Source organism: Bradyrhizobium sp. A11 (assembly GCF_042077125.1).
Taxonomy (GTDB): domain Bacteria; phylum Pseudomonadota; class Alphaproteobacteria; order Rhizobiales; family Xanthobacteraceae; genus Bradyrhizobium; species Bradyrhizobium japonicum_B.
In genome coordinates, this window is the sequence record NZ_CP149509.1 from 851,392 (window position 1) to 874,989 (window position 23,598).

The following is a 23,598-nucleotide window of genomic DNA, read 5'->3' on the forward strand; positions in this document are numbered from 1 at the left end:
GTCCCGGCTCCCTCAGTAACCCAGATAGGATTTGCGGATTTCTTCGTTGTTCGCGATGTCCTTGGCCTTGCCGGACATCACGATGCGGCCGGTCTCGATCACATAGGCCTGATCGGCGAGCTCGAGCGCGAGCTGGGCGTTCTGCTCGACCACCAGGATCGACACCTTGTCCTCGCGGTTGATCTTGCTGAGGATGCCGAACAGGTCGCGCACCACCAGCGGGGCGAGCCCGAAGGAGGGCTCGTCGAGCAGCATCAGCCGCGGCCGCAGCATCAGGGCGCGGGCGACCGCGAGCATCTGCTGCTCGCCGCCGGACAGCGTGCCGGCCTGCTGGGTGTGGCGCTGCTTCAACACCGGGAAATGCGCATACATGCGCTCGATGTCGGAGACGATGCCGGCGCTGTCCTTGCGGGTGATGGCCCCGAGCTGGAGGTTCTCTTCCACGGTCATGTTGGTGAAGGTGCCGCGGCCCTGCGGCACGTGGGCGATGCCGAACCGCACGATGCTCTCGGTGGAGCGGTTGTTGAGCGGCTTGCCCTCAAACTCGACTCCGCCGGTGGAGCGCACCATGTTGCAGATCGCGCGCAGCGTGGTGGTCTTGCCGGCGCCGTTGGCGCCCAGCAGCGTCGTCAGCGAGCCCTCGTTGAGCGAGAAGGACAGGCCGTGGAGCGCCTGGACCTGGCCGTAATAAGCGCGCAGGTCCTTGACGTTGAGCAGTGGCGTCATTGGTCCTTGCTCCCGAGATAGGCCTTGATGACGTCGGGGTCGGCCTGCACCTGGGCGGGGGTGCCTTCCGCGAGCTTCTTGCCGAAATTCAGCGCGACGACGTGGTCGGCGATCGACATCACGAGGCCCATGTGGTGCTCGACCAGCAGCACGGTCATGTGGCGCTCGTCGCGGATTTTGCGGATGAGGTCCCCGAGCACGTAGACTTCCTCGTGGTTGAGGCCGCCGGCCGGCTCGTCGAGCAGCAGGATCTTCGGATCCGCCGCCAGCGCGCGCGCCAGTTCGACGCGCTTCTGCGTGCCGAACGGCAGGCCGGACACGACGGTATGGGCGACATCCTCGAGGCCGAGGTACGCGAGGATCTCCTGCACCTTCCTGTTGATGCTGGCCTCGCTGCGCCGGACCCAGGCAAGCCTCAAGGAGTCGCTGATGATGTCGCTGGAGGTCTTCGCATGGGCGCCGACGCGAACGTTGTCCATCACCGAGAGGTTCGGAAACAGCGCCACGTTCTGGAAGGTACGGCCGATGCCGATCTCGGCGATCCGGTGCGGCGGGCGCGTCAGGATGCTTGCGCCTTCCATCAGGATGTCGCCGGACGAGGGCTGATACAGCCGGGACAGGCAGTTGAACAGCGTGGTCTTGCCGGCGCCGTTGGGGCCGATCAAGCCGAGGATCTGGCCCTTGTGCATGTCGAATGACACGCCGTTGAGCGCGACGATGCCGCCGAACACGACGCTGACGTCGCGAACCGCGAGCAGGGGCGATGTCCCCTGCGCGAGCTGTGCCTGCGTCATCTCGTCTCGCTCACGTCGTTCAGTGAGCGCAGGGGCGATGCGAACCGCTCCCGACGATGACAAAGGCTATCTGATCCCCTCGGCCAAACGAGCAACTTTCCCTCCTGATTTCAGCTTTTTGCTGACGTCTTTTTTTGAATGCGGCATCAGACCCCCGAGTGCCGCTTCGATGTTCCTTACCATCGCCAAGAGACGCGGTCCAATGTCGTTGATCAAACGCTCTTCCGTGAAGCGGAATGCGGGCGCGCCGCAATTGAATGCGTAAGGTCCGGTTCCGTCGTTGAGCTTGAGCGCGACGCCGGCGGCGCCGATGTCGTCGTGCCAGTCGCCGACCGAAATCGCAAAACCGTATTTCGCGACGGTTTCGCCGGAACGTTCCAACCCGTCGCGCATCTTCGGCCAGCGGCTGCCGTAATGCTCGCGCAACAGGCGCGACAACTCCGCGCGATCCGCGTCGTCGAGCGCCCAGAAATAGGCACGGCCCATCGCACTGGTTGCGATCGGCACGCGGGAGCCGACGTCAAGTTGAACGCCGACCGTCTCGCTGCCGCGGCTTTGCCCGAAATAGATCATGCTGTGACGGTCGCGGCCGCCTACCGCGACGGCGCCGCCGGTCGCGCGCATCACCTCCTCGCGGAACGGCTCGGACAAATGCCGAACGCCGAGATTGGCAAGCGCGGCGTAGCCGAGCGACATCGCGGCAGGGGTGAGCTGGTACTTCTCGAAGCGGGGAACCGGCGCGAGATAACCCAGCTTGGTCAGCGTGTAAGTCAGCCGCGACACCGTCGGCTTCGGCAGATTGGTGCGCGCCGCAATCTCCTGATTGCCCAGAAGGCCGTCATTGGGGTGGAATGCTCGCAATACGTCCAGTCCGCGGGAAAGCGCGACGACGAAATTCCGATCGGTCGCTGTCTTCTTTCCTGTACGCTTCATCCCTGATCTGCTTCTTGCGCGGAGTCGTTGACAAGCCACGTGCTTCAAAATAACCCTGCCGTCAAGATGCGGAATTAAATTCCGCACCGCGAAATCGAACAAAAGTTAATCCCCACCAAGGAGGGAACACCGTGAGCGAAGTGGTCAAGCTTGAGCGTCATGACGAGGTCGGGATCGTCACGGTCAACAGCCCTCCGGTCAACGCGTTGAGTGCCGCAGTGCGTGGTGGCATCCTGGAGTGCATCAAAGCCGCAATCGCCGATCCCGCCATCAAGGGCATCGTGCTGACCTGCGCCGGTCGCACGTTCATCGCGGGCGCCGACATCACCGAGTTCGGCAAGCCGCCGAAGCCGCCCGCCCTCAACGACGTGCTGTCCGAGATCGAGAACTCGCCGAAGCCGGTGGTCGCCGCGATCCACGGCACGGCGCTCGGTGGCGGCCTCGAGGTCGCGCTCGCCTGTCATTTCCGCGTCGCGGTGAAAGAGGCCAAGCTCGGCCTGCCCGAGGTGAAGCTCGGCCTGCTGCCGGGCGCCGGCGGCACCCAACGCCTGCCGCGCGCGGTCGGTCCCGAACTCGCGGTCAAGATGATCGTCGGCGGCGATCCCATCGGTGCGGCGGAAGCGCTCAAGAACGGCCTGATCGAGGAGATCGTCGAGGGACCGGCATCGGGCGGCGAAGCCTTCGTGCGCAAGCTCATCGCGGAGAAGCGTCCGCTGCGGCGTCTGCGCGACGACGATTCCAAGATTGCGGCCGCCAAGGCCGACCGCTCGATCTTCACCAATGCGGTCGCCGCCATGACCAAGAAGTCGCGCGGCCTGGAGGCGCCGTTCGCCGCCGCCGACGCCGTCGGCTACGCCATCGACCTGCCCTTCGACGAGGGTCTGAAGAAAGAGCGCGAGGGCTTCCTCAAGCTCGTCGCCAGCGACCAGTCCAAGGCGCAGCGCTACGCCTTCTTCGCCGAGCGCGAAGCCGCCAAGATCGCCGGCGTCCCCGAAGGCACCAAGGCGCGTCCGGTGAACCGTGTCGCCATCCTCGGCGCCGGCACCATGGGCGGCGGCATCGCGATGTCCTTTGCCAATGCCGGCATCCCCGTCACCCTGATCGAGACCGGCGAGGAGCAGCTCAAGCGCGGCATGGGCATCATGCAGAAGAACTGGGAAGCGACCGCAGCGCGCGGCGGCATTCCGGCCGATGCGCCCGCCAAGCGCATGGCGCTGATCAACGGCGTCGTCGGCATCGAGAATGTCGGCGATGCCGACCTCGTCATCGAAGCCGTGTTCGAGACCATGGCGGTGAAGAAGGAAGTGTTCGGCAAGCTCGACCAGTACGCCAAGCAGGGCGCCGTGCTCGCCTCCAACACGTCCTACCTCAACATCGACGAGATCGCGAAGTCGACCAAGCGTCCGCAGGACGTGCTCGGCATGCACTTCTTCTCGCCGGCCAACGTCATGAAGCTGTGCGAGATCGTGCGCGCCGACAAGACCGCGCCGGACGCCCTCGTGACGGCCGTCAATATCGCGCGCAAGATCGCAAAGGTGCCGGCCGTGGTCGGCGTCTGCGACGGCTTCGTCGGCAACCGCATGCTGGCCCAGCGCGGCAAGCAGTCGGAGAAGCTCTTGTTCGAGGGCGCCTTGCCGCAGCAGGTCGATGCCGTCGTGACCAAATTCGGCATGCCGATGGGACCGTTCGCGATGGGCGATCTGGCCGGCCTCGACATCGGCTGGCGCTCGCGCAAGGACCGCGGCATCAAGTCGGAGATCGCGGACGCGCTGTGCGAAGCCGGCCGCTTCGGCCAGAAGACCGGCAAGGGCTACTACAAGTACGAAGCCGGCTCCCGCGCGCCGCTGCCAGATCCCGAGGTCGAGAAGCTGATCGACGAGACGCTTGCCCGCCTCGGCCGCAAGAAGCGCGTCGTCAGCGACGAGGAGATCCTCGAGCGCATGATGTATCCGATGATCAACGAGGGCGCGAAGATCCTGGAAGAGGGCATTGCGGCACGTCCCTCCGACATCGACGTGGTCTGGCTCTACGGCTATGGCTGGCCGATCTACCGCGGCGGCCCGATGTTCTGGGCCGACAGCGTCGGTCTCAAGCACATCGCGGACCGGCTCTCCTACTACGCCAAGGAGACCAACGATCCGAGCCTCGAGCCCGCGCCGCTGTTGAAGAAGCTCGCGGCGGAAGGCAAGACCTTCGCCTCGCTCGCGGCGGCGTCGAAGGCGGCGTGATGGGGGCTTTGTCCCAACCCTCGTCATTCCGGGCTCGCGACTTCGTCGCGCCCCGGAATGACGGTCTGTGTTAGTTGCTCGCTCAAGCAATCCTAAAATGACCCATCCCGGCGAACAGTTTTACCCCGAGGGCGTGCATTGGGACGATCCGATCGTCCAGGGCACGTTGCCCGACCTGCTGTCGAAGGCTGCCGCCGATTACGGTCCGCGCACCGCGCTGGAATTCCGCGATCGCGCCATCACCTATACCGAGCTCGCGGCGTTGGCCGAGCGCGCCGCCGCGGCTTTTCTCCGTGCCGGCTGCGGCAAGGGCACGTCGATCGCGCTGTTCCTCGGCAATTCGCCGGACCATCCCGTCAATTTCTTCGGCGCGCTGAAGGCGGGCGCCCGTGTCGCGCACCTCTCGCCGCTCGACGGCGAGATCGCGCTGACGCACAAGGTGTCGGATTCCGCCGCGCGTCTGCTCGTCACCTCGAACCTCCAGGCCTTGTTGCCGACCGCGCTCAAATTCCTGGACAAGGGACTGATCGACCGCCTCGTCGTCTGCGAGGACGACACCTGGGGCAAGGTCGGCACGCCGCAGGCGGCGATCCCCGACGATCCCCGCATCGTTACCTTCAAGGCCTTCGTCGCGGGCGCCACTGCGCCGGCGCAATGGCCGGTCGTGACGGCCGATGACGTCGCGCTGCTGCAATATACCGGCGGCACCACCGGCCTGCCCAAGGGCGCGATGCTCACGCACGGCAATCTCACCTCCGCGGTGTCGATCTACGACGTCTGGGGCAAGCCGGGGCGCGCCACGCGCGGCGACGTGATCGAGCGCGTGATCTGCGTGCTGCCGCTGTTCCACATCTACGCGCTCACCGTGGTGCTGTTGTCCTCGCTCAGCCGCGGCAACCTGATCTCGCTGCATCAGCGCTTCGACGTCGAAGCCGTGATGCGCGACATCGAGGTCAAGCGCGCGACCTACTTTCCGGGCGTGCCGACGATGTGGATCGCGATCGCGGCGCTTCCCGACCTCGACAAGCGCGACTTCTCCTCGCTCGTCACCATCGGCTCCGGCGGCGCGCCGCTGCCGGTGGAGATCGCGAGCTTCTTCGAGCGCAAGGTCGGCAAGAAGCTGAAGAGCGGCTGGGGCATGACCGAGACCTGCTCGCCCGGCACCGGCCACCCGCCCACCGGGCCGGAGAAGCCCGGCTCGATCGGCCTGATGCTGCCCGGCATCGAGCTCGACGTCGTCGCGCTGGACGATCCCAGGCGCGTGCTTCCGCCCGGCGAGGTCGGCGAGATCCGCATCAAGGGCCCGAACGTCACCAGGGGCTATTGGAACAAGCCGGACGGCTCGGCGGACGCCTTCGTCGACGGCCGTTTCCTCACCGGCGACATCGGCTACGTCGATGCCGACGGCTATTTCTTCCTGGTCGACCGCAAGAAGGACATGATCATCTCCGGCGGCTTCAACGTCTATCCGCAGATGATCGAGCAGGCGATCTATACGATTCCGGGCGTGCACGAGGTGATCGTGCTCGGCATTCCCGACCCCTATCGGGGCGAAGCCGCCAAGGCCTTCATCAAGCTGAAGCCGGGCGCAAAGCCGTTCTCGCTCGACGAGCTGCGCGCGCAGCTCAACGGCAAGCTCGGCAAGCACGAAGTCCCGGCCGCGGTCGAGTTCGTTGACGATCTGCCGCGCACGCCGGTCGGGAAATTGTCGCGTCACGAATTGCGCCAGCAGCAGAAACCGTCACAATCCGTTCAACAAGCATCAGGAGGTCGTTCTTGACCGACGCCGTCGTCGTTTCCACCGCCCGCACCCCGATCGGCAAGGCCTATCGCGGCGCGCTCAACGCCACCGAGGGCGCCACGCTGCTCGGCCACGCCATTGGCGAAGCCGTCGCGCGCGCCAAGGTCGATCCCAAGGAGATCGAGGACGTCGTGATGGGCGCCGCGCTGCAGCAGGGCGCGACCGGCGGCAACATCGCGCGCAAGGCGCTGCTGCGCGCCGGCCTTCCCGTCACCGTCGCCGGCACCACCATCGACCGGCAATGCGCCTCGGGCCTGCAGGCGATCGCGCTCGCTGCGCGCTCGGTGATCTTCGACGGCGTCGAGATCGCGGTCGGCGGCGGCGGCGAATCGATCAGCCTGGTGCAGAACGACAAGATGAACGGCTTCCACGCCCAGGATCCGGCGCTGCTCAAGATCAAGGGCGAGGTCTACATGCCCATGATCGACACGGCGGAGGTGGTCGCCAAGCGCTACGGCATCTCGCGCGAGAAGCAGGACGAGTATTCGCTGGAGAGCCAGCGCCGCACCGCGGCGGCCCAGCAGGGCGGCAAGTTCAAGGAGGAGATCGCGCCGATCACGACGCAGATGGCGGTCACCGACAAGGCCACCGGCGCTGTCACGATGAAGGAGATCACGCTGTCGCAGGACGAAGGCCCGCGTCCCGAGACCACGATCGAAGGCCTTGCCGGCCTCAAGCCGGTGCGCGGCGAAGGTTTCTCGATCACCGCCGGCAATGCCAGCCAGCTCTCCGACGGCGCCAGCGCCTCGGTGATCATGAGCGACAAGGAAGCATCCAAGCGCGGCCTCAAGCCGCTCGGCATCTTCCGCGGCTTCGTCTCGGCCGGCTGCGAGCCGGACGAGATGGGCATCGGCCCGGTCTTCGCCGTGCCACGCCTGCTCAAGCGCCACGGCCTCACCGTCGACGACATCGGCCTGTGGGAGCTCAACGAGGCCTTCGCCGTGCAGGTGCTGTATTGCCGCGACAAGCTCGGCATCGACCCCGACAAGATCAACGTCGACGGCGGCGCGATCGCGGTCGGCCATCCCTACGGCATGTCGGGCGCGCGCCTGACCGGCCACGCCCTGATCGAAGGCCGTCGCCGCAAGGCCAAATACGCGGTCGTCACCATGTGCGTCGGCGGCGGCATGGGCGCGGCGGGTCTGTTCGAGGTGCTGCAGTAAATGTTTCTGTCATTCCGGGGCGCCGCGAAGCGGCGAGCCCGGAATCCATAACCACCAGTCGGGGATATGGATTCCGGGCCTGCGCCTTACGGCGCATCCTGGAATGACGGCGGGTTGAGTAGGAAAAAAGTCGCTCACAGGAGGATCCGATGGATCTCGCATTCACGAAAGAAGAGCAGGCGTTTCGCGAGGAAGTACGGCAGTTCTTCCGCGACAACGTCCCGCCGGATACGCGGCGCAAGATGGTCGAGGGCCGTCATCTCTCCAAGGACGAGATGGTAACTTGGTGGCGCATCCTCAACAAGAAGGGCTGGGGCGTCAGCCACTGGCCCAAGCAATATGGCGGCACCGGCTGGACCGCCGTGCAGCATTACATCTTCAACGAGGAGCTTCAGGCCCATCCGGCGCCGCAGCCGCTCGCCTTCGGCGTCAGCATGGTCGGCCCGGTCATCTACACCTTCGGCAACGAGGAGCAGAAGAAAAAGTACCTGCCGCGCATCGCCAATGTCGACGATTGGTGGTGCCAGGGCTTCTCCGAGCCCGGCTCCGGCTCGGACCTCGCCTCGCTCAAGACCAAGGCCGAGCGCCGTGGCGACAAGTGGATCATCAACGGACAGAAGACCTGGACCACGCTGGCCCAGCACGCCGACATGATCTTCTGCCTCTGCCGCACCGACAACAATGCCAAGAAGCAGATGGGCATCTCCTTCATCGTGTTCTCGATGAAGTCCAAGGGCGTCGCCGTGCGCCCGATCCAGACCATCGACGGCGGCCATGAGGTCAACGAAGTCTTCTTTGACGACGTCGAGGTGCCCGTCGAGAATTTGATCGGCGAAGAGAACAAGGGCTGGGATTACGCCAAATTCCTGCTCGGCAACGAGCGCACCGGCATCGCCCGTGTCGGCGTCTCCAAGGAGCGGCTGCGCCGCATCCGCGATCTCGCCGGCAAGGTCGAATCCGGCGGCAAGCCGATCATCCAGGATGCCGCGTTCCGCGAGAAGCTGGCGGCCTGCGAGATCGAGCTGAAGGCGCTCGAGCTGACCCAGCTGCGCGTCGTCGCCGACGAGGGTAAGCAAGGCAAGGGCAAGCCCAATCCGGCGTCCTCGGTGCTGAAGATCAAGGGCTCCGAGATCCAGCAGACCACCACCGAGCTGCTCATGGAAGTGATCGGCCCGTTCGCCGCGCCCTACGACGTGCACGGCGACGACGGCTCGAACGAAGCCATGGACTGGACCGCCCAGATCGCGCCGAGCTACTTCAACAACCGCAAGGTCTCGATCTACGGCGGCTCCAACGAGATCCAGCGCAACATCATCGCCAAGGCGGTGCTGGGGCTCTAGGCGTCGTTCCGGGGCGCGACCAAGTCGCGAGCCCGGAATCCATAACCACACACTCGCCGTCATGGCCGGGCTTGACCCGGCCATCCACGCCTAGCGGCACCAAGAACGTGGATGCCCGGCACAAGGCCGGGCATGACGACCTCAATACCGGGAGAGCAGAAAACAATGGATTTTGATCTGAACGAGGAGCAGCGGCTTCTCAAGGAAAGCATCGACGGCCTGCTGACCGATTCCTACGATTTCGAGCAGCGCAAGAAATACATGGCGGAGAAGGGCGGCTGGAGCAAGACGGTGTGGCTCAAGCTCGCCGAGCAGGGCCTGCTCGGTCTGCCCTTCAGCGAGGCCGAAGGCGGCTTCGGCGGCGGCGGTGTCGAGACCATGATCGTGATGGAGGCGCTCGGCAAGGCGTTGGTGCTGGAGCCCTATCTGGCGACCGTGGTGATCGGCGGCGGCTTCCTGCGCCATGCCGGCACCGATGCGCAGAAGGCCGCGCACGTCCCTTCGATCATCGACGGCAGCAAGACGCTCGCCTTCGCCCAGCTCGAGAAGAATTCGCGCTACGATCTGTTCGACGTCACCACGACCGCGAAGAAGAAGGGCGACGGCTGGGTGATCGACGGCGAGAAGTTCGTCGTGCTCAACGGCGAGAATGCCGATACGCTTCTAGTCACCGCGCGCACCAAGGGCGAGCGCCGCGACAAGTCCGGCATCGGCGTGTTCCTGGTGCCGGCGAATGCCAAGGGCGTCGCCAGGAAGGGCTATCCGACCCAGGACGGCCTGCACGCCGCCGACATCACCTTCACCGGCGTCGAGGTCGGCGCGGACGCCGTGCTCGGCAATCCCGAGGATTCGCTCGCGCTGATCGAACGCGTGGTGGACGAGGCCCGCGTCGCGCTCTGCGCCGAGGCGGTCGGGCTGATGGACGAATCGCTCAAGACCACCGTCGAGTACATCAAGACGCGCAAGCAGTTCGGCGTTGCGATCGGCTCGTTCCAGTCGCTGCAGCACCGCGCCTCCGACATGTTCGTCGCGGCCGAGCAGGCGCGCTCGATGTCGATGTTCGCCACCATGGCGAACGATTTCGAGAACGCCAAGGAGCGCAGCAACGCGATCGCGGCGGCGAAGGTGCAGATCGGCAAGTCGGCCAAATTCGTCGGCCAGCAATCGATCCAGCTTCACGGCGGCATCGGCATGACCATGGAGGCGAAGATCGGCCACTACTTCAAGCGCCTCACCATGATCGAGAACACCTTCGGCGACACCGACTACCACCAGCGCCGCGTCGCCGACGCGGGCGGGTTGGTCTAGCCGTCGCATTGCGAGGCGGCATCTGCACAAAGATCGTCATGCCCGGGCTTGTCCCGGGCATCCACGTCTTGCCGACTAGGAAGAACGTGGATGGCCGGGCATAGGCGAGCGGAAGCGACGCCGTCCTTCAGACGGCTATGCCCGGCCATGACGGAAACAGGGAGTTCAAACAACAATGAAAAACACCCCGTTCGATCTCACCGGCAAGGTCGCGGTCGTCACCGGCTCCAGCCGCGGCATCGGCCGCTCCTCCGCCGAGCTCCTCGCCAGGCTCGGTGCCAAGGTGGTGGTCTCCTCGCGCAAGGCCGAGGCCTGCAAGGAGGTTGCCGACGGCATCATTGCAGCCGGCGGCGACGCCATCGTCATTCCCTGCAACATCGCGCGCAAGGCCGAGGTCGAGGCGCTGATCGCCGGCGCCACGAAGCATTACGGCAAGATCGACGTCCTGGTCTGCAACGCCGCGGTGAATCCGTATTACGGCCCGCTGCTCGACATCACGGACGAGGCCTTCGACAAGATCATGGGCTCGAACGTCAAGAGCAACATCTGGCTCTCCGCGCTCACGATCCCTGAGATGGCCGAGCGCGGCAACGGCTCGGTGATCATCATCTCCTCGATCGGCGGCCTGCGCGGCTCCACCGTGATCGGCGCCTACGGCATCTCCAAGGCCGCCGACTTCGCGCTGTGCCGCTCGCTCGCCGGCGAATGGGGCCCGAAAGGCGTGCGGGTCAATTGCATTGCGCCCGGCCTGGTCAAGACCGATTTCGCTCGCGCGCTGTGGGAAGACGAAGCCATGCTGAAGCGCCGCACCGCTACCACGCCGCTCCGCCGCATCGGCGAGCCCGACGAGATCGCCGGCGCCGTCGCCTACCTCGCCTCCGATGCGTCGAGCTTCATGACCGGCCAGACCATCGTCATCGACGGCGGCGTGACCACGGCCGCGGTGTAGCGTCACACCACTTGCAATTGCGTTGATGCCGCGCTTCCCTTACCCTCCCCTGGAGGGGTCCGGGACGAGCTAGCTCGCCCGTGGGTCGCTGCGCATGCAATGCGCAGCGGGGTGGGGTGAAGCCACAACAATGGTCTCAACATCAATCCGACGCGCCGCCGCAAAGAGGCTGCGAGCGAATACCACGCCCCACGAACGGATGTTATGGCGTGCGCTCAAAGAACTTCCGATGGACGGCTCGCACTTCCGCCGCCAGGCGCCAATTGGTCCTTACATCGTCGACTTTTTCTGTCCGGCCAAACGGCTGATCGTCGAGTTAGATGGTGGACACCATAATGAAGACGATGTGGCCGCACGCGATCTCGAACGCCAACGCTGGCTTGAGAACGAAGGTTACCGCGTCATCCGCTTCTGGAATTCGGAGCTCTCAAACGATCTGACCGCGGTGATGGAGCGGGTCTATGTTGACTCTATGGCTCGCGCGGGACGCAAACTATGCACCTCGCTCACCGGCGCAAGCGAAAAACGCCAACCTAATCGAGAAGCGCCCTCTCTTACCCTCCCCTGGAGGGGGAGGGTCGATCGCGCGTAGCGCGAGCGGGGTGGGGTGATCTCTCCCCACGGGCACTGTTCGCTGCGGAGAGACCGTCACCCCACCCCGGATCACATTCCGCTTTGCTGCATGTGATCCGACCCTCCCCCTCCAGGGGAGGGTAAGAAGGCGCCTGCCGCGCACGCCTTGACCTCTGGCCGGCAATCCCGTCTTCTCTGCCTCAATCAACGTACCCCCCGGGGGCAACGCCAGGATGCGCCGCCATGTCTTTCGTCCTCGCCATCGACCAGGGCACCACCTCCTCGCGCGCGATCGTGTTTCGCGGCGATATTTCCATCGCCGCCAAAGCGCAGCAGGAATTCCCGCAGCATTTCCCGGCCTCCGGCTGGGTCGAGCACGAGCCGGAGGACATCTGGACCTCGACTGTGATGGTGTGCCGCGAAGCGATCGCGCAGGCCGGCCTCAGCGCAAAGGACATCGCCGCGATCGGCATCACCAACCAGCGCGAGACCACCGTGGTGTGGGACCGCGCCACGGGGCAGGCCGTGCACCGCGCCATCGTCTGGCAGGACCGCCGCACCGCCGACATCTGCGCGAAACTGAAAGCAGACGGCCGCGAGCCGGTGATCTCGCAGAAGACCGGCCTGATCATCGATCCCTATTTCTCCGGCACCAAGGTCGCCTGGATCCTCGATCACGTCCCCGGCGCCCGCGCCCGCGCCGCGCGCGGCGAATTGATGTTCGGCACCGTTGATTGCTACCTGCTGTGGCGCCTCACCGGCGGCAAGGTGCACGCCACCGACGCCACCAACGCCTCGCGCACGCTGCTGTTCAACATCCACACCGGGCAGTGGGACGACGAGCTCTTGGAGATCATCGGCGTGCCGCGTTCGATGCTGCCCGAGGTGAAGGACTCCTCCGCCCGCTTCGGCGAGAGCACGCCCGATCTGTTCGGCGGCGCGATCGCCATCTCCGGCATCGCCGGCGACCAGCAGGCCGCCACCATCGGCCAGGCCTGCTTCCGCCCGGGAATGATGAAGTCCACCTACGGCACCGGCTGCTTCGCGCTGCTCAACACCGGCACCACGCCGGTCGTCTCCAGGAACAAGCTGCTCACCACGGTCGCCTACCAGCTCGACGGCAAACGCACCTACGCGCTTGAAGGCTCGATCTTTGTCGCCGGCTCGGCGGTGCAATGGCTGCGCGACGGCCTCGGCATCATCAAGCACGCCGCCGAGACCGGACAGCTGGCCGACCAGTCCGACTCCATGCAGAGCGTCTATCTCGTCCCCGCCTTCGTCGGCATGGGCGCGCCCTATTGGAATCCTAGGGTGCGCGGCGCGCTGTTCGGCCTCACCCGCAACACCGGCCCCGCCGAGCTCGCCCATGCCGCGCTGGAGAGCGTCTGCTACCAGACCTTCGACCTCTGGGCCGCGATGCGCGCGGACTGGCCGAGCTCCGAGACCGCCAGCGTCGTGCTCCGCGTCGACGGCGGCATGACCGCGTCCGACTGGACCATGCAGCGCCTCGCCGATCTCCTCGACGCCCCGGTCGACCGCCCCGTGATCCAGGAGACCACGGCCCTCGGCGCCGCCTACCTCGCCGGCCTCAACGCCGGCGTCTATCCCGAGCCGACCAAGTTCGCCGACAATTGGCGCCTCGAGCATCGCTTCAAGCCGAACATGAGCCAGGCGACGCGCGAGCGGAAGTTGGCGGGCTGGGCGAGGGCGGTGAAGGGCGTGCTGGCGAGTGACGAGGGGGAGGGGTAGGCGGGTCTCGCGTACCCGCATGGAGCGAGGCGTGGTCAGCGGCCGCCACACCGTCATTGCGAGGAGCTCTTGCGACGAAGCAATCCAGGCTGCCCCTGCGGAGACGGTCTGGATTGCTTCGCTTCGCTCGCAATGACGGAGCATGGAGCCACCGGCACGGGCTGCTCTCCAGCGAACGAAGGTAAGGACAAATGATCCCCGACGGCTATTCCGACGTCCCCAACGGCAAGATCGCCGCCGTCGTCACCCATCTGGAGATGACCGCACCTCCCGCGCGCCGCGACGATCCGCCCGGCAATTGGTCGCTGCGCAAGGTCGATTCCCCCGCGCTTCATTGGTACCGCGACATCTTCCGCCGCGTCGGCGAGGACTGGCTGTGGTTCTCGCGCTCCCGCATGACCGACACTGAGCTCGCCGCAATCATCCAAGCGCCTGATGTTGAAATCTACGCGCTGGTCGCAGGCGGCCGCGACGAAGGCCTGCTCGAACTCGACTTCCGCGACCCCGGCCAGTGCGAGCTGGCCTATTTCGGCGTCACCGCACCCTTGATCGGCACCGGCGCCGCCCGCTTCCTGATGAACCGCGCGCTGGAGCGCGCATGGTCACGCGACGTCCGCCGCGTCTGGGTCCACACCTGTACCCTCGACCATCCCTCCGCCGTCGCCTTCTACCAGCGCTCCGGCTTCCGCGCGTTCCGCCGCCAGATCGAGATTGCCGACGATCCGCGCCTCGACGGCACGGCGCCGCGAACGGCCGCGAAGCATGTGCCGATTATCGATTAGCACGGCCGTAGCCCGGATCAGCGAAGCGACATCCGGGAAAGCGCTCAAAAAGATCCCTGCATGTCGCTCCGCTTCGTGCGGGCTACTTCTCAAAACACCTCCTGCTTCCCCCGCGCCAGCGAAAACCCCCGCTGCATCGCGTTGAAGCACGTCAGCCCGGTCTGCTCCGACCTGCACGTGAATCCCGCGCGCTGCCACACCTCGCCATAGGCCAGCACCGGCAGTGATGGGTCCATCACGGTGTCGCCGGCGCAGATGCGGCCCGCGGCGCCCTTCGCGCTCATCTCGAAGGCGTGGCCCCAATCGAGGTCGCAATCGGCCGGCCGCCCCGGCCGGCTCTCCATGTTCATGATGTCGCAGCGGAGCACGCCCTGTCCGTTATCGGTGAAGAACTGGCAGGCGATGTTCTTCGAGGGCGTCAGGAAGCCGATCGGGCGGTCCTGGGCCTGGGCGGCAGCGATCATCGGCAGCAGGATCGATATCAGGATCAGTCCGCGCGGTCCCGTCATGTCATTCCCGATCAGCTGTCGAAATTCACCGCATTGGTGTTGGCGCCGCAGACCAGAACCGCGATGCGCTCGGCTGGCGAGGGACGATAGCGGCCGGAGAGAACCGCGGCAAAGGCGGCTGCACCGCCGGGCTCGGCGACGAGGCGCAGGTGCGACCACAGGGCGGCCTGGGCCTGCCGGATCGCATCGTCGCTGACCAGGACGACGCGCTCGACATGGGCGCGCGCGACCGGAAACATCAATTCGCCGACGCGTCGCGGCGCAAGGCTGTCGGCGGCAATGCCGCCGGCCGGCGCATCGACCGGGGCGCCCGCCTCGAACGCGCTGTGCAGGGTTGGCGATTGCTCGGGCTCGACCGCGACGATGCGCGTCCGGCCGCCGTACCAGGCCGCAATGCCGCCGATCAGTCCGCCGCCGCCGACCGCCACCAGCAGCGTGTCGATGCCGGGCGCATCCTGCTCCAGCTCCAGTCCGACGCTGCCCTGGCCGAGCAGGGTCTCGGCCTGATCGTAGGCATGAACCGCCAGCGCGCCGGTCTGCGCGACATGCGCCTCGCTCGCGGCGAGCGCATCGGCGTAGCGGCTGCCCGCGATCACGAGCTTCGCGCCATAATTCCTGATCCGCTCGGCCTTGGCCGGCGAGGTGATGTCGGGCACGAAGATCGTGGCGGGAAGGCCGAGCCGCTGCGCCGCATAGGCGACCGCCGCGCCGTGATTGCCGCCGGATGCGGCGACGACACCGGCCCGCGGCACCTGCCGCAGCAACAGATTGGCGAAGGCGCCGCGCGCCTTGAACGATCCGGAATGCTGCAGCATCTCGAGCTTGAACGTGACGGGCGCGGTCGGCAGACCGAAATCGGCGAGATCGGCCTGAACAAGCGGCGTGCGCCTGATATGCGGGCGTATGACCGGCTCGGTCGCCGCGATCCGCTCCCGCGTGATGTCCATTGTCGCTGTCATGATGCCACGCAGAATAGCGCATCGACGAGTTGACATCAATTAGGTAATTAGCAAAATAACTAAATGAAATTTGCCCTCGCCCTGCGTGCGCTCGCCAACGAACGTCGCCTGCAGATCTTGGAATGGCTGCGCGATCCGCGGAAGCATTTTCGCGAGCAGGCCGATGGCGACCTGGTCGAGGACGGCGTCTGCGGCTTGCTGATCGCCGAAAAGCTCGGCGTCAGCGCCCCGACATTGAGCGAGCACATGCGGGTGCTGACATCAGCCAAGCTGGTGCGCGCCAAGCGGATCAAGCAGTGGACGATGTACAAGCGCAACGAGACGGCCATCGCTGCGATCAAGCGCTCGATCCAGGACGGTCTTTGACGGGTAGCACGTGAGGCATTGCGGGCGTCGTTGCAGCCGGCGCAATGCTCCGTTTCCGAGATAATTGTTGCGCCGCACCGAGCCGGTCGTGGAGACTGATCGGCCCTGCCGTGTCCAATGATTGAGAAGAGCGAGAACCATGTTCCTGATCGGCCAATATGATTCCCCCTTCGTCCGCCGCGTCGCGATCGCGCTGAAGCTTTACGGGCTTCCCTTCGAGCACCGGCCGTGGTCGACCTTCGGCGATGCCGACAAGATCGCGCCGTACAATCCGCTGCGCCGCGTGCCGACCCTGGTGCTCGACGACGGCGAGGTGCTGATCGAGAGCACGATCATTCTCGATTATCTCGACGACTTCGTCGGCGAGGCCAAGGCGATGCTGCCGCGCGCCGGCGTTGAGCGGCGCAGGCATCTGCGTATCTGCGCGCTGGCCTCCGGCCTCGGCGACAAGGCGGTGAGCCTGCTCTACGAGCGCGTGCTGCGAAAGGAGCAGCTCGCGCTCTGGGTCGAGCGCTGCCAGGCGCAGATCGGCGACGTGCTCAAGGTGCTGGAAGCCGAGCGGGCCAAGGTGACGACGCCGTACTGGCTGGGCGATCGCATCGGCCACGCCGACGTCGCGGTCGCCTGTGTCGTCCGCTTCACCCGCGAGGCCCATCCCCAGCTGTTCGACGCCTCGCGCTATCCGGCGCTAACCGCACATGCGGAGCGTTGCGAGGCATTGGCACCGTTCAAGGAGATCGTGCAGCCGCTGGCCCCGCCGAAGGGGTGAGATCTCACCCTCCCCTGGAGGGGGAGGGTCGATCGCGCGAAGCGCGAGCGGGGTGGGGTGATCTCTCCACACGGGCAGCGCTTCCGCGGACAGACTGTCACCCCGCCTCGGTTCGCATTCCGCTTCGCTGCATGCGAACCGATCCTCCCCCTCCAGGGGAGGATGGGCACCGTGCATGTGGGAGGGTTACAGGATACATCCGCCGCCGTTGCGGCACCGCGCGGGACAGCCCGATGATGCAATAGTACCGCTGTTTTGCCCGACGCCGCAAAGCGTCTTCGGGTGGACCGAAATTATTCAACCTTTTCAACCCCATTCTACTGTGCATGGGGTTGTTTTCGCATTTTTTGTCTGGCAGGCGGGTCTATCCCGCCCCCGCGCGCTTCTTCTGCCAGACCAGATGCACCGCGCAGGTGCAGCCCGGCGGATGCGAGGCGAGATCCTCTGGGGTCTCGTCGTTGGCCGGTTTGGCCGCAAAGGTCTTGTCGGTCTGTTGCGGCGGGATGTAGTTCAGCACCGGCGCGAGCCAGCGCTCGGTCTCCGCGACGCTCATGCCCTTGCGCGCGGCGTAGTCCTCGACCTGGTCGCGCTCGATCTTGCCGACGCCGAAATAATAGCTCGCGGGGTTTGCGAAGTAGAGGCCCGAGACCGAGGAGCCCGGCCACATCGCAAAGCTCTCGGTCAGCTTCACGCCGCAGGTCGTCTCCGCATCGAGCAGCTCGAACAGCGTCGCCTTTTCGGTGTGGTCGGGCTGGGCGGGATAGCCGGGCGCCGGGCGGATGCCTTGGTACTTCTCCAGGATCAGATCGTCGGCGGAGAGCGTCTCGTCCGGCGCATAGGCCCAGAACTCGCGGCGCACCCGGGCATGCATGCGCTCGGCAAAGGCCTCGGCGAGGCGGTCGGCCAGCGCCTTGCACAGGATCGAGGAGTAATCGTCGTTGGCCATCTTGAAGCGGTCGGCGACCGCATCCTCGCCGATGCCGGCGGTGACGACGAAGCCGCCGATATAATCGGGAACACCCGCGGGCGCGACGAAGTCGGCGAGCGCGGCATTGAAGCGGCCTTCCCGCTTCTCCAACTGCTGGCGCAGCGTGTGCAGCGTGGCGATGCTCTTGGTCCGGCTCTCGTCGGCATAGAGCACGATGTCGTCGCCTTGCGCGTTGGCCGGCCAGAAGCCGATCGCCGCGCGGGCCCGGAACCATTTCTCCTTGACGATGGTGTCGAGCATCTTGCGTGCATCGTCATAGAGCGAGCGCGCGACCTCGCCGACCTTGGCATCGTCGAGAATGGCGGGGAAGCGTCCCGCGAGCTCCCAGGTCTGGAAGAACGGCGTCCAGTCGATGTAGTCGATCAGTTCGGCGAGGTCGTAGTCGTCGAAGCTGCGGATGCCGAGGAAGGTCGGCTTCACCGGCTTGTTGGCGGTGAAATCGACCGGCACGCGGTTGGCGCGGGCGTCAGCCAGCTTCAGCCGTTTCTTGTCGGCCTGCGCGCGCAGATGCGCTTCCGAGATCTTGGCGTATTCGGCGCGCACCTCGGCGGCATAGGTCTCGCGCTTCTCGGGCGAGAGCAGCGAGGAGGCGACGCCGACGGCGCGGCTGGCGTCGTTGACATGCACGACGGGGCCGGCGCGATAGCTCGGGTCGATCTTGACCGCCGTATGCACGCGGCTGGTGGTGGCGCCGCCGATCAACAGCGGCAGCTTCAGGCCTTCGCGCTGCAATTCGCCGGCGAAGAACGCCATCTCGTCGAGCGAGGGCGTGATCAGGCCCGAGAGGCCGACGATGTCGGCCTTCTCCGCCTTCACGGTCTCGACGATCTTGGCCGCGGGCACCATCACGCCGAGGTCGATGACCTCGAAATTGTTGCACTGGAGCACGATGCCGACGATGTTCTTGCCGATGTCGTGGACGTCGCCCTTGACGGTCGCGAGCACGATCTTGCCGGCCGACGAGGAACCCTCGGTGCCGATGCCGTTGGCGAGGTTGCGCGCCTTCTCCTCCTCCATGAACGGCATCAGCCAGGCCACGGCCTGCTTCATCACGCGGGCGGATTTCACCACCTGCGGAAGGAACATCTTGCCGTCGCCGAAGAGATCGCCGACCACGTTCATGCCGGCCATCAGCGGCCCCTCGATCACGTCGAGCGGGCGCGAAGACGTCTTGCGGGCTTCCTCGGTGTCCTGCTCGATGAATTCGGTGATGCCGTGCACCAGCGAATGCGACAGCCGCTTCTCCACCGGCCATTCGCGCCAGGCGAGATCGGCTTCCCTGCTTTCCGTCTTCTTGCCGCGGAATTTCTCCGCCAGCGCCAGGAGCCGCTCGCTCGCACCCGGATCGCGGTTGAGGACGACGTCCTCGCAGGTCTGGCGCAACTCGGGGTCGATGTCGTCATAGACGATCATCTGCCCGGCATTGACGATGCCCATGTCCATGCCGGCCTTGATGGCGTGATACAGGAACACCGAGTGCATGGCCTCGCGCACCGGCTCGTTGCCGCGGAACGAGAAGGAGAGGTTGGAGACGCCGCCGGAGACATGCGCGCCCGGCAGGTTCTGCCGGATCCAGCGCGTCGCCTCGATGAAGTCGACGCCGTAATTGTTGTGCTCCTCGATGCCCGTCGCGATCGCGAACACGTTCGGATCGAAGATGATGTCCTCAGGCGGGAAGCCGACCTTGCTCACCAGGATGTCGTAGGCGCGCTTGCAGATCTCGGTCTTGCGCGCGAACGTGTCGGCCTGGCCGACCTCGTCGAACGCCATCACCACCACGGCCGCGCCATGGCGACGGGCGATCTTGGCCTCGTGAATGAACTTCTCCTCGCCCTCCTTCATCGAGATCGAGTTGACCACCGGCTTGCCCTGCACGCATTTCAGGCCGGCCTCGATCACCGAGAATTTCGAGGAATCGACCATCACGGGGACCCGGGCGATGTCGGGCTCGGCGGCGACGAGGTTGAGGAAGGTCACCATCGCCGCTTCGGAATCGAGCAGCCCCTCGTCCATGTTGACGTCGATGATCTGCGCGCCGTTCTCGACCTGGTCGCGCGCGACCTGGAGCGCGGCGGTGTAGTCGCCGGCGGTGATCAGCTTGCGGAAGCGGGCGGACCCCGTGACGTTGGTGCGCTCGCCGACGTTCACGAACGGAATCGCGTCCGTCAGCACGAACGGCTCCAGCCCGGACAGCCGCAGGCGCGGTTCGATCGCGGGCACGATGCGCGGCTTGTGCGGAGCGACGGCCGCTGCGATCGCCGCGATATGATCCGGCGTGGTGCCGCAGCAGCCGCCGACGATGTTGACGAGGCCGTCGCGGGCGAACTCGCCGATCAGCCGCGCCATGTACTCCGGGCTCTCGTCGTACTGGCCGAACTCGTTGGGCAGGCCGGCATTGGGATAGGCACAGACCAGCGTATCGGCGACGCGGCCGATGTCTGCGATATGCGCGCGCAGATCCTCGGCGCCGAGCGCGCAGTTGAAGCCGATGGTGATGGGCCTGGCGTGCCGCACCGAATTCCAGAACGCCTCCGGCATCTGGCCCGAGAGCAGGCGGCCGGACTTGTCGGTGATGGTGCCCGACACCATCACGGGCATGTCGATGCCGCGCTCTTCGGTGATCTCGGCGACCGCATAGAGCGCCGCCTTGGCGTTCAGCGTGTCGAAGATGGTCTCGACCAGCAGGAGGTCGACGCCGCCGTCGAGCATGCCGCGGATCTGCTCGCCATAGGATTTGCGCAAGTCGTCGAAGGTGACGGCGCGGTAGCCGGGATTGGAGACATCAGGCGAGATCGAGGCGGTGCGGTTGGTCGGGCCGATGGCGCCCGCGACGAAGCGCGGCTTGCCGTCCTCGGCCTCGACGCGCCGTGCGGCGTTGCCGGCAAGGCGGGCGCCTTCACGCGCCATCTCGTAGACGATGTCGGCGAGGTCGTAGTCGGCCTGCGCGATTGACGTGGTGGAGAACGTGTTGGTCGCGACGATGTCGGCGCCGGCGCGCAAATAGGCGGCGTGGATGTCCTCGATCGCCTGCGGCTGCGTCAGGATCAAGAGATCGTTGTTGCCGCGCAGGTCGCGATGGAAGTTCTTGAAGCGCTCGCCGCGGAACGCTTGCTCGTCGAGCTGCAGATTCTGGATCATCGTGCCCATGGCGCCGTCGAGCACCAGGATGCGCTCGCGGGCGGCGTTGAGCAGGGCAGTTCGCTTGGCGGAAACGGGGACGGTCATTTTCTTTCACGCAGCCTTCTGGACGCTCTTGGCGCGGATGCCGAGCAAATGGCAGATCGCGAACACGAGATCGGCGCGGTTCATGGTGTAGAAATGGAAGGTGTCGACGCCGTGCTTGGCGAGCTTCTGCACCTGGCCGGCGGCCACCGTCGCGGCCACCAGCTTGCGGGTCTCGGCATCGTCGTCGAGGCCCTCGAATTTCGCGGCGAACCAGTCCGGCACCGTGGTGCCGGCGCGGGTGACGAAATTGCGCGCCTGCTTGAAATTGTGCATGGGCATGATGCCCGGGACGATCGGAATGTCGATGCCGCGGGCGCGGACGCGGTCGAGATAGCGGAAGTAGAGGTCGTTGTCGAAGAACACCTGGGTGATCGCGCGGGTCGCGCCGGCATCCACCTTGGCCTTCAGCGTGTCGATGTCGGCGTCGAAGTCGCGCGCCTCGGGATGCTTCTCGGGATAGGCCGAGACCGACACTTCGATATCGGCGTGCCGCTTCTTGATCCCGGCGACGAGCTCGGCCGAGCTCTGGTAGCCGTCGGGATGGCTGGCATAGGGCGTGCCGATGCCGCCGGCGGGATCGCCGCGCAGGCCGACGATGTGGCGGACGCCGACCTCGTGATAGCGGTCGACGATCTCGTCGATCTCGCCGCGCGAGGCGCCGACGCAGGTCAGGTGCGCCGCCGGCAGCAGCGCGGTTTCCTTCAGGATCCGGGCGATGGTCGCATGGGTGCGCTCGCGGGTGGAGCCGCCGGCGCCGTAGGTCACCGAGACGAATTTCGGCTCGAGCAGGGCGAGCCGGTTGATGGTCTCCCAGAGATTGCGCTCCATCTCCTCGGTCTTGGGTGGAAAGAACTCGAAGGAGATCGCAGGCCGCTTCAGGTGCCCGTCTTGCCGGTCGGCCCGGGCAGGAATCGTCAGATCGGTCATGGCCCCACTCACTCCAGCTTTGCCGCCGCCAAAGTCTCGGCGCCGGATTCGGCGGCCGACGGTCAGCTCACATGGCGCCCAAGATAAGCCAAAGGCGACTTGATCGACAGCCCATCGGGAATGGGAAGTGGCCCACTTCTGTCAATTCTTCTGGAATTATCAGTCGCGTATGGATCCTAGTGGGATGATCTGTCTTCCATAAAACTTATTAAACATCAATATATTATGTAAGCGAGGAGCCGAGATGTGGTTAGTTTCAGCTGGTGGGCAGAACGATGCGATCGTTATCTAGATGTTAATTGGCCCATCTCGTCGCCCCGGGCTGCCGCATCTGCTCGCGGCCGGCACACGCCAGACCTGCGCAGCCGCCCCATTGTCGCCGCGCGGCCGTCCACTACGTTAGGCCGCCATGATCCCGCTCTCCGTTCTCGACCTCTCCGTCGTCACCACCGGCACCAAGCCTGCGGCGGCGCTGCGCAACAGCATCGATCTGGCGCGCCATGTCGACGGCCTCGGCTATGTCCGCTATTGGCTCGCCGAGCATCACAACCTCGCCTCCGTCGCGAGCCCTGCGCCCGACCTCATGATCGGCCAGATCGCAGCGGTGACGAAGCATATCCGCGTCGGCTCCGGCGGGGTGATGCTGCCCAACCACGCCCCGTTGGTGGTAGCCGAGCGCTTCAAGATGCTGGAGGCGCTGTTTCCCGGCCGCATCGACCTTGGCCTCGGCCGCGCGCCCGGCACCGACGGTGCGACGGCTTACGCGCTGCGCAGCCGGCTCGATCGCCGCGAGGGTGATGATTTTCTGGAGCGGCTGCACGAACTGATTCTGTGGCAGACGCGCGAATTCCCCGCCGGGCACCCCTACAACAACGTCGTCGCCATGCCCGACGATACGGCCCTGCCGCCGATCTGGCTGCTCGGCTCCAGCGATTATTCCTCGGAGCTATCAGCGCAGATCGGCATGGGCTTCGCCTTCGCCCATCACTTCGCCTCCCACGATGCGGTCGATGCGATGGTGCATTACCGCAATCGCTTCCAGCCCTCGGCCTGGCGCGCGAGCCCGCACGCGATCCTCGCGGTCGCCGCCATCGCGGCCGATACCGACGTGGAGGCTGAACGGCTCGCCTCTTCGTTCGACCTCAACAGGCTGCGCCGCGACCGCGGTCAGTATTTGCCGCTGCCGAGCGTCGAGGAGGCGCAGGCCTATCCCTATTCCGACGCCGAGCGCACCTCTATCCTGCGCAACCGTTCCCGCCTGTTCGTCGGCAGCCCCGCGACCGTGCAGAGGAAGCTGCAGCCGCTGATCGAGGCGAGCAAGCCGGACGAATTGATGGTCATCACCGCCGTTTATGATCACGAGGCGCGGAAAAGGTCGTATTCGCTGCTGGCGGAGGCGTTCGGGCTGGCGAAACCGGCGGCTTGATTGTCATTCCGGGGCGATGCGAAGCATCGAACCCGGAATCTCGAGGTTCCGGGTTCACGCTTTCGCGTGCCCCGGAACGACGT

Annotated in this window: 19 protein-coding genes; 12 read left to right on the forward strand and 7 right to left on the reverse strand. The window is 65.8% G+C overall.

Annotated features, from left to right (window positions below; all coding sequences use genetic code 11):
• Positions 1-12 precede the first annotated feature (12 nt).
• The 3 genes from WI560_RS03930 to WI560_RS03940 form a co-directional block, all read right to left on the reverse strand.
• A complete protein-coding gene (locus WI560_RS03930; RefSeq protein WP_028138571.1) occupies positions 13-726 on the reverse strand; it encodes an ABC transporter ATP-binding protein in 714 nt (237 codons plus the stop codon).
• Positions 723-1,520 carry an ABC transporter ATP-binding protein gene (locus WI560_RS03935; RefSeq protein ID WP_028138570.1) on the reverse strand — a complete coding sequence of 266 codons (798 nt, stop codon included), beginning with the start codon at positions 1,518-1,520 and terminating at the stop codon, positions 723-725. Before WI560_RS03935 ends, WI560_RS03930 begins: the two co-directional genes overlap by 4 nt.
• Positions 1,521-1,586: 66 nt before the next feature.
• Entirely contained in the window at positions 1,587-2,453 is an 867-nt protein-coding gene (locus WI560_RS03940; protein ID WP_375308764.1) for an IclR family transcriptional regulator, read from the reverse strand.
• A gap of 131 nt (positions 2,454-2,584) precedes the next feature.
• On the opposite strand from WI560_RS03940, the gene WI560_RS03945 reads away from it, so the two are divergent.
• From WI560_RS03945 to WI560_RS03985, 9 genes are all read left to right on the forward strand, one after another.
• Complete coding sequence (locus WI560_RS03945) at positions 2,585-4,681, forward strand: 3-hydroxyacyl-CoA dehydrogenase NAD-binding domain-containing protein (RefSeq protein WP_375306972.1); 2,097 nt, start codon at positions 2,585-2,587, stop codon at positions 4,679-4,681.
• A gap of 97 nt (positions 4,682-4,778) precedes the next feature.
• Positions 4,779-6,461 (forward strand): dicarboxylate--CoA ligase PimA, encoded by a 1,683-nt coding sequence (gene pimA, locus WI560_RS03950; protein WP_375306973.1) that lies wholly within the window; start codon positions 4,779-4,781, stop codon positions 6,459-6,461.
• Complete coding sequence (locus tag WI560_RS03955; protein ID WP_375306974.1) at positions 6,458-7,645, forward strand: acetyl-CoA C-acyltransferase; 1,188 nt, start codon at positions 6,458-6,460, stop codon at positions 7,643-7,645. The genes pimA and WI560_RS03955 overlap by 4 nt, the downstream gene beginning before the upstream one ends.
• Positions 7,646-7,794: 149 nt before the next feature.
• Positions 7,795-8,985, forward strand: coding sequence for a pimeloyl-CoA dehydrogenase large subunit (pimC, locus tag WI560_RS03960; protein ID WP_375306975.1), 1,191 nt, complete (start codon positions 7,795-7,797; stop codon positions 8,983-8,985).
• Positions 8,986-9,150: 165 nt separating this feature from the next.
• The gene (gene pimD, locus WI560_RS03965; protein WP_375306976.1) at positions 9,151-10,293 is read left to right on the forward strand and encodes a pimeloyl-CoA dehydrogenase small subunit; all 1,143 of its coding nucleotides are present in this window, start codon (positions 9,151-9,153) and stop codon (positions 10,291-10,293) included.
• Positions 10,294-10,468: 175 nt separating this feature from the next.
• Positions 10,469-11,242, forward strand: coding sequence for an SDR family NAD(P)-dependent oxidoreductase (locus tag WI560_RS03970; RefSeq protein WP_375306977.1), 774 nt, complete (start codon positions 10,469-10,471; stop codon positions 11,240-11,242).
• 199 nt (positions 11,243-11,441) lie between these two features.
• Positions 11,442-11,834: an endonuclease domain-containing protein gene (locus WI560_RS03975; RefSeq protein WP_375308765.1), complete on the forward strand. Its 393-nt coding sequence runs from the start codon at positions 11,442-11,444 to the stop codon at positions 11,832-11,834.
• A gap of 224 nt (positions 11,835-12,058) precedes the next feature.
• A complete protein-coding gene (glpK, locus tag WI560_RS03980; RefSeq protein WP_375306978.1) occupies positions 12,059-13,564 on the forward strand; it encodes a glycerol kinase GlpK in 1,506 nt (501 codons plus the stop codon).
• A 191-nt stretch (positions 13,565-13,755) separates the two neighbouring features.
• Positions 13,756-14,346, forward strand: coding sequence for a GNAT family N-acetyltransferase (locus WI560_RS03985; protein WP_375306979.1), 591 nt, complete (start codon positions 13,756-13,758; stop codon positions 14,344-14,346).
• An 89-nt stretch (positions 14,347-14,435) separates the two neighbouring features.
• Here the strand turns inward: WI560_RS03985 and WI560_RS03990 are convergent, their stop codons facing one another.
• Both WI560_RS03990 and WI560_RS03995 read right to left on the reverse strand, forming a co-directional pair.
• Positions 14,436-14,855 (reverse strand): DUF6636 domain-containing protein, encoded by a 420-nt coding sequence (locus tag WI560_RS03990; RefSeq protein ID WP_375306980.1) that lies wholly within the window; start codon positions 14,853-14,855, stop codon positions 14,436-14,438.
• Positions 14,856-14,866: 11 nt separating this feature from the next.
• Positions 14,867-15,850, reverse strand: coding sequence for a threonine/serine dehydratase (locus tag WI560_RS03995; protein ID WP_375306981.1), 984 nt, complete (start codon positions 15,848-15,850; stop codon positions 14,867-14,869).
• Positions 15,851-15,877: 27 nt separating this feature from the next.
• On the opposite strand from WI560_RS03995, the gene WI560_RS04000 reads away from it, so the two are divergent.
• Together WI560_RS04000 and WI560_RS04005 are read left to right on the forward strand one after the other, a co-directional pair.
• A complete protein-coding gene (locus WI560_RS04000; RefSeq protein ID WP_375306982.1) occupies positions 15,878-16,180 on the forward strand; it encodes an ArsR/SmtB family transcription factor in 303 nt (100 codons plus the stop codon).
• A 139-nt stretch (positions 16,181-16,319) separates the two neighbouring features.
• Positions 16,320-16,949, forward strand: a complete 630-nt coding sequence (locus WI560_RS04005; protein ID WP_375306983.1) for a glutathione S-transferase family protein — start codon at positions 16,320-16,322, stop codon at positions 16,947-16,949.
• A 364-nt stretch (positions 16,950-17,313) separates the two neighbouring features.
• On the opposite strand, the gene metH is transcribed toward WI560_RS04005, so the two are convergent.
• Entirely contained in the window at positions 17,314-21,162 is a 3,849-nt protein-coding gene (metH, locus tag WI560_RS04010) for a methionine synthase (RefSeq protein ID WP_375306984.1), read from the reverse strand.
• A gap of 6 nt (positions 21,163-21,168) precedes the next feature.
• On the reverse strand, positions 21,169-22,089 hold the full coding sequence (metF, locus tag WI560_RS04015) for a methylenetetrahydrofolate reductase [NAD(P)H] (RefSeq protein ID WP_375306985.1): 921 nt from the start codon (positions 22,087-22,089) through the stop codon (positions 21,169-21,171).
• Between the two features lie 409 nt (positions 22,090-22,498).
• Between metF and WI560_RS04020 the strand changes: the two genes are divergently transcribed.
• Positions 22,499-23,515, forward strand: a complete 1,017-nt coding sequence (locus WI560_RS04020; protein WP_375306986.1) for an LLM class flavin-dependent oxidoreductase — start codon at positions 22,499-22,501, stop codon at positions 23,513-23,515.
• Positions 23,516-23,598 lie beyond the last annotated feature (83 nt).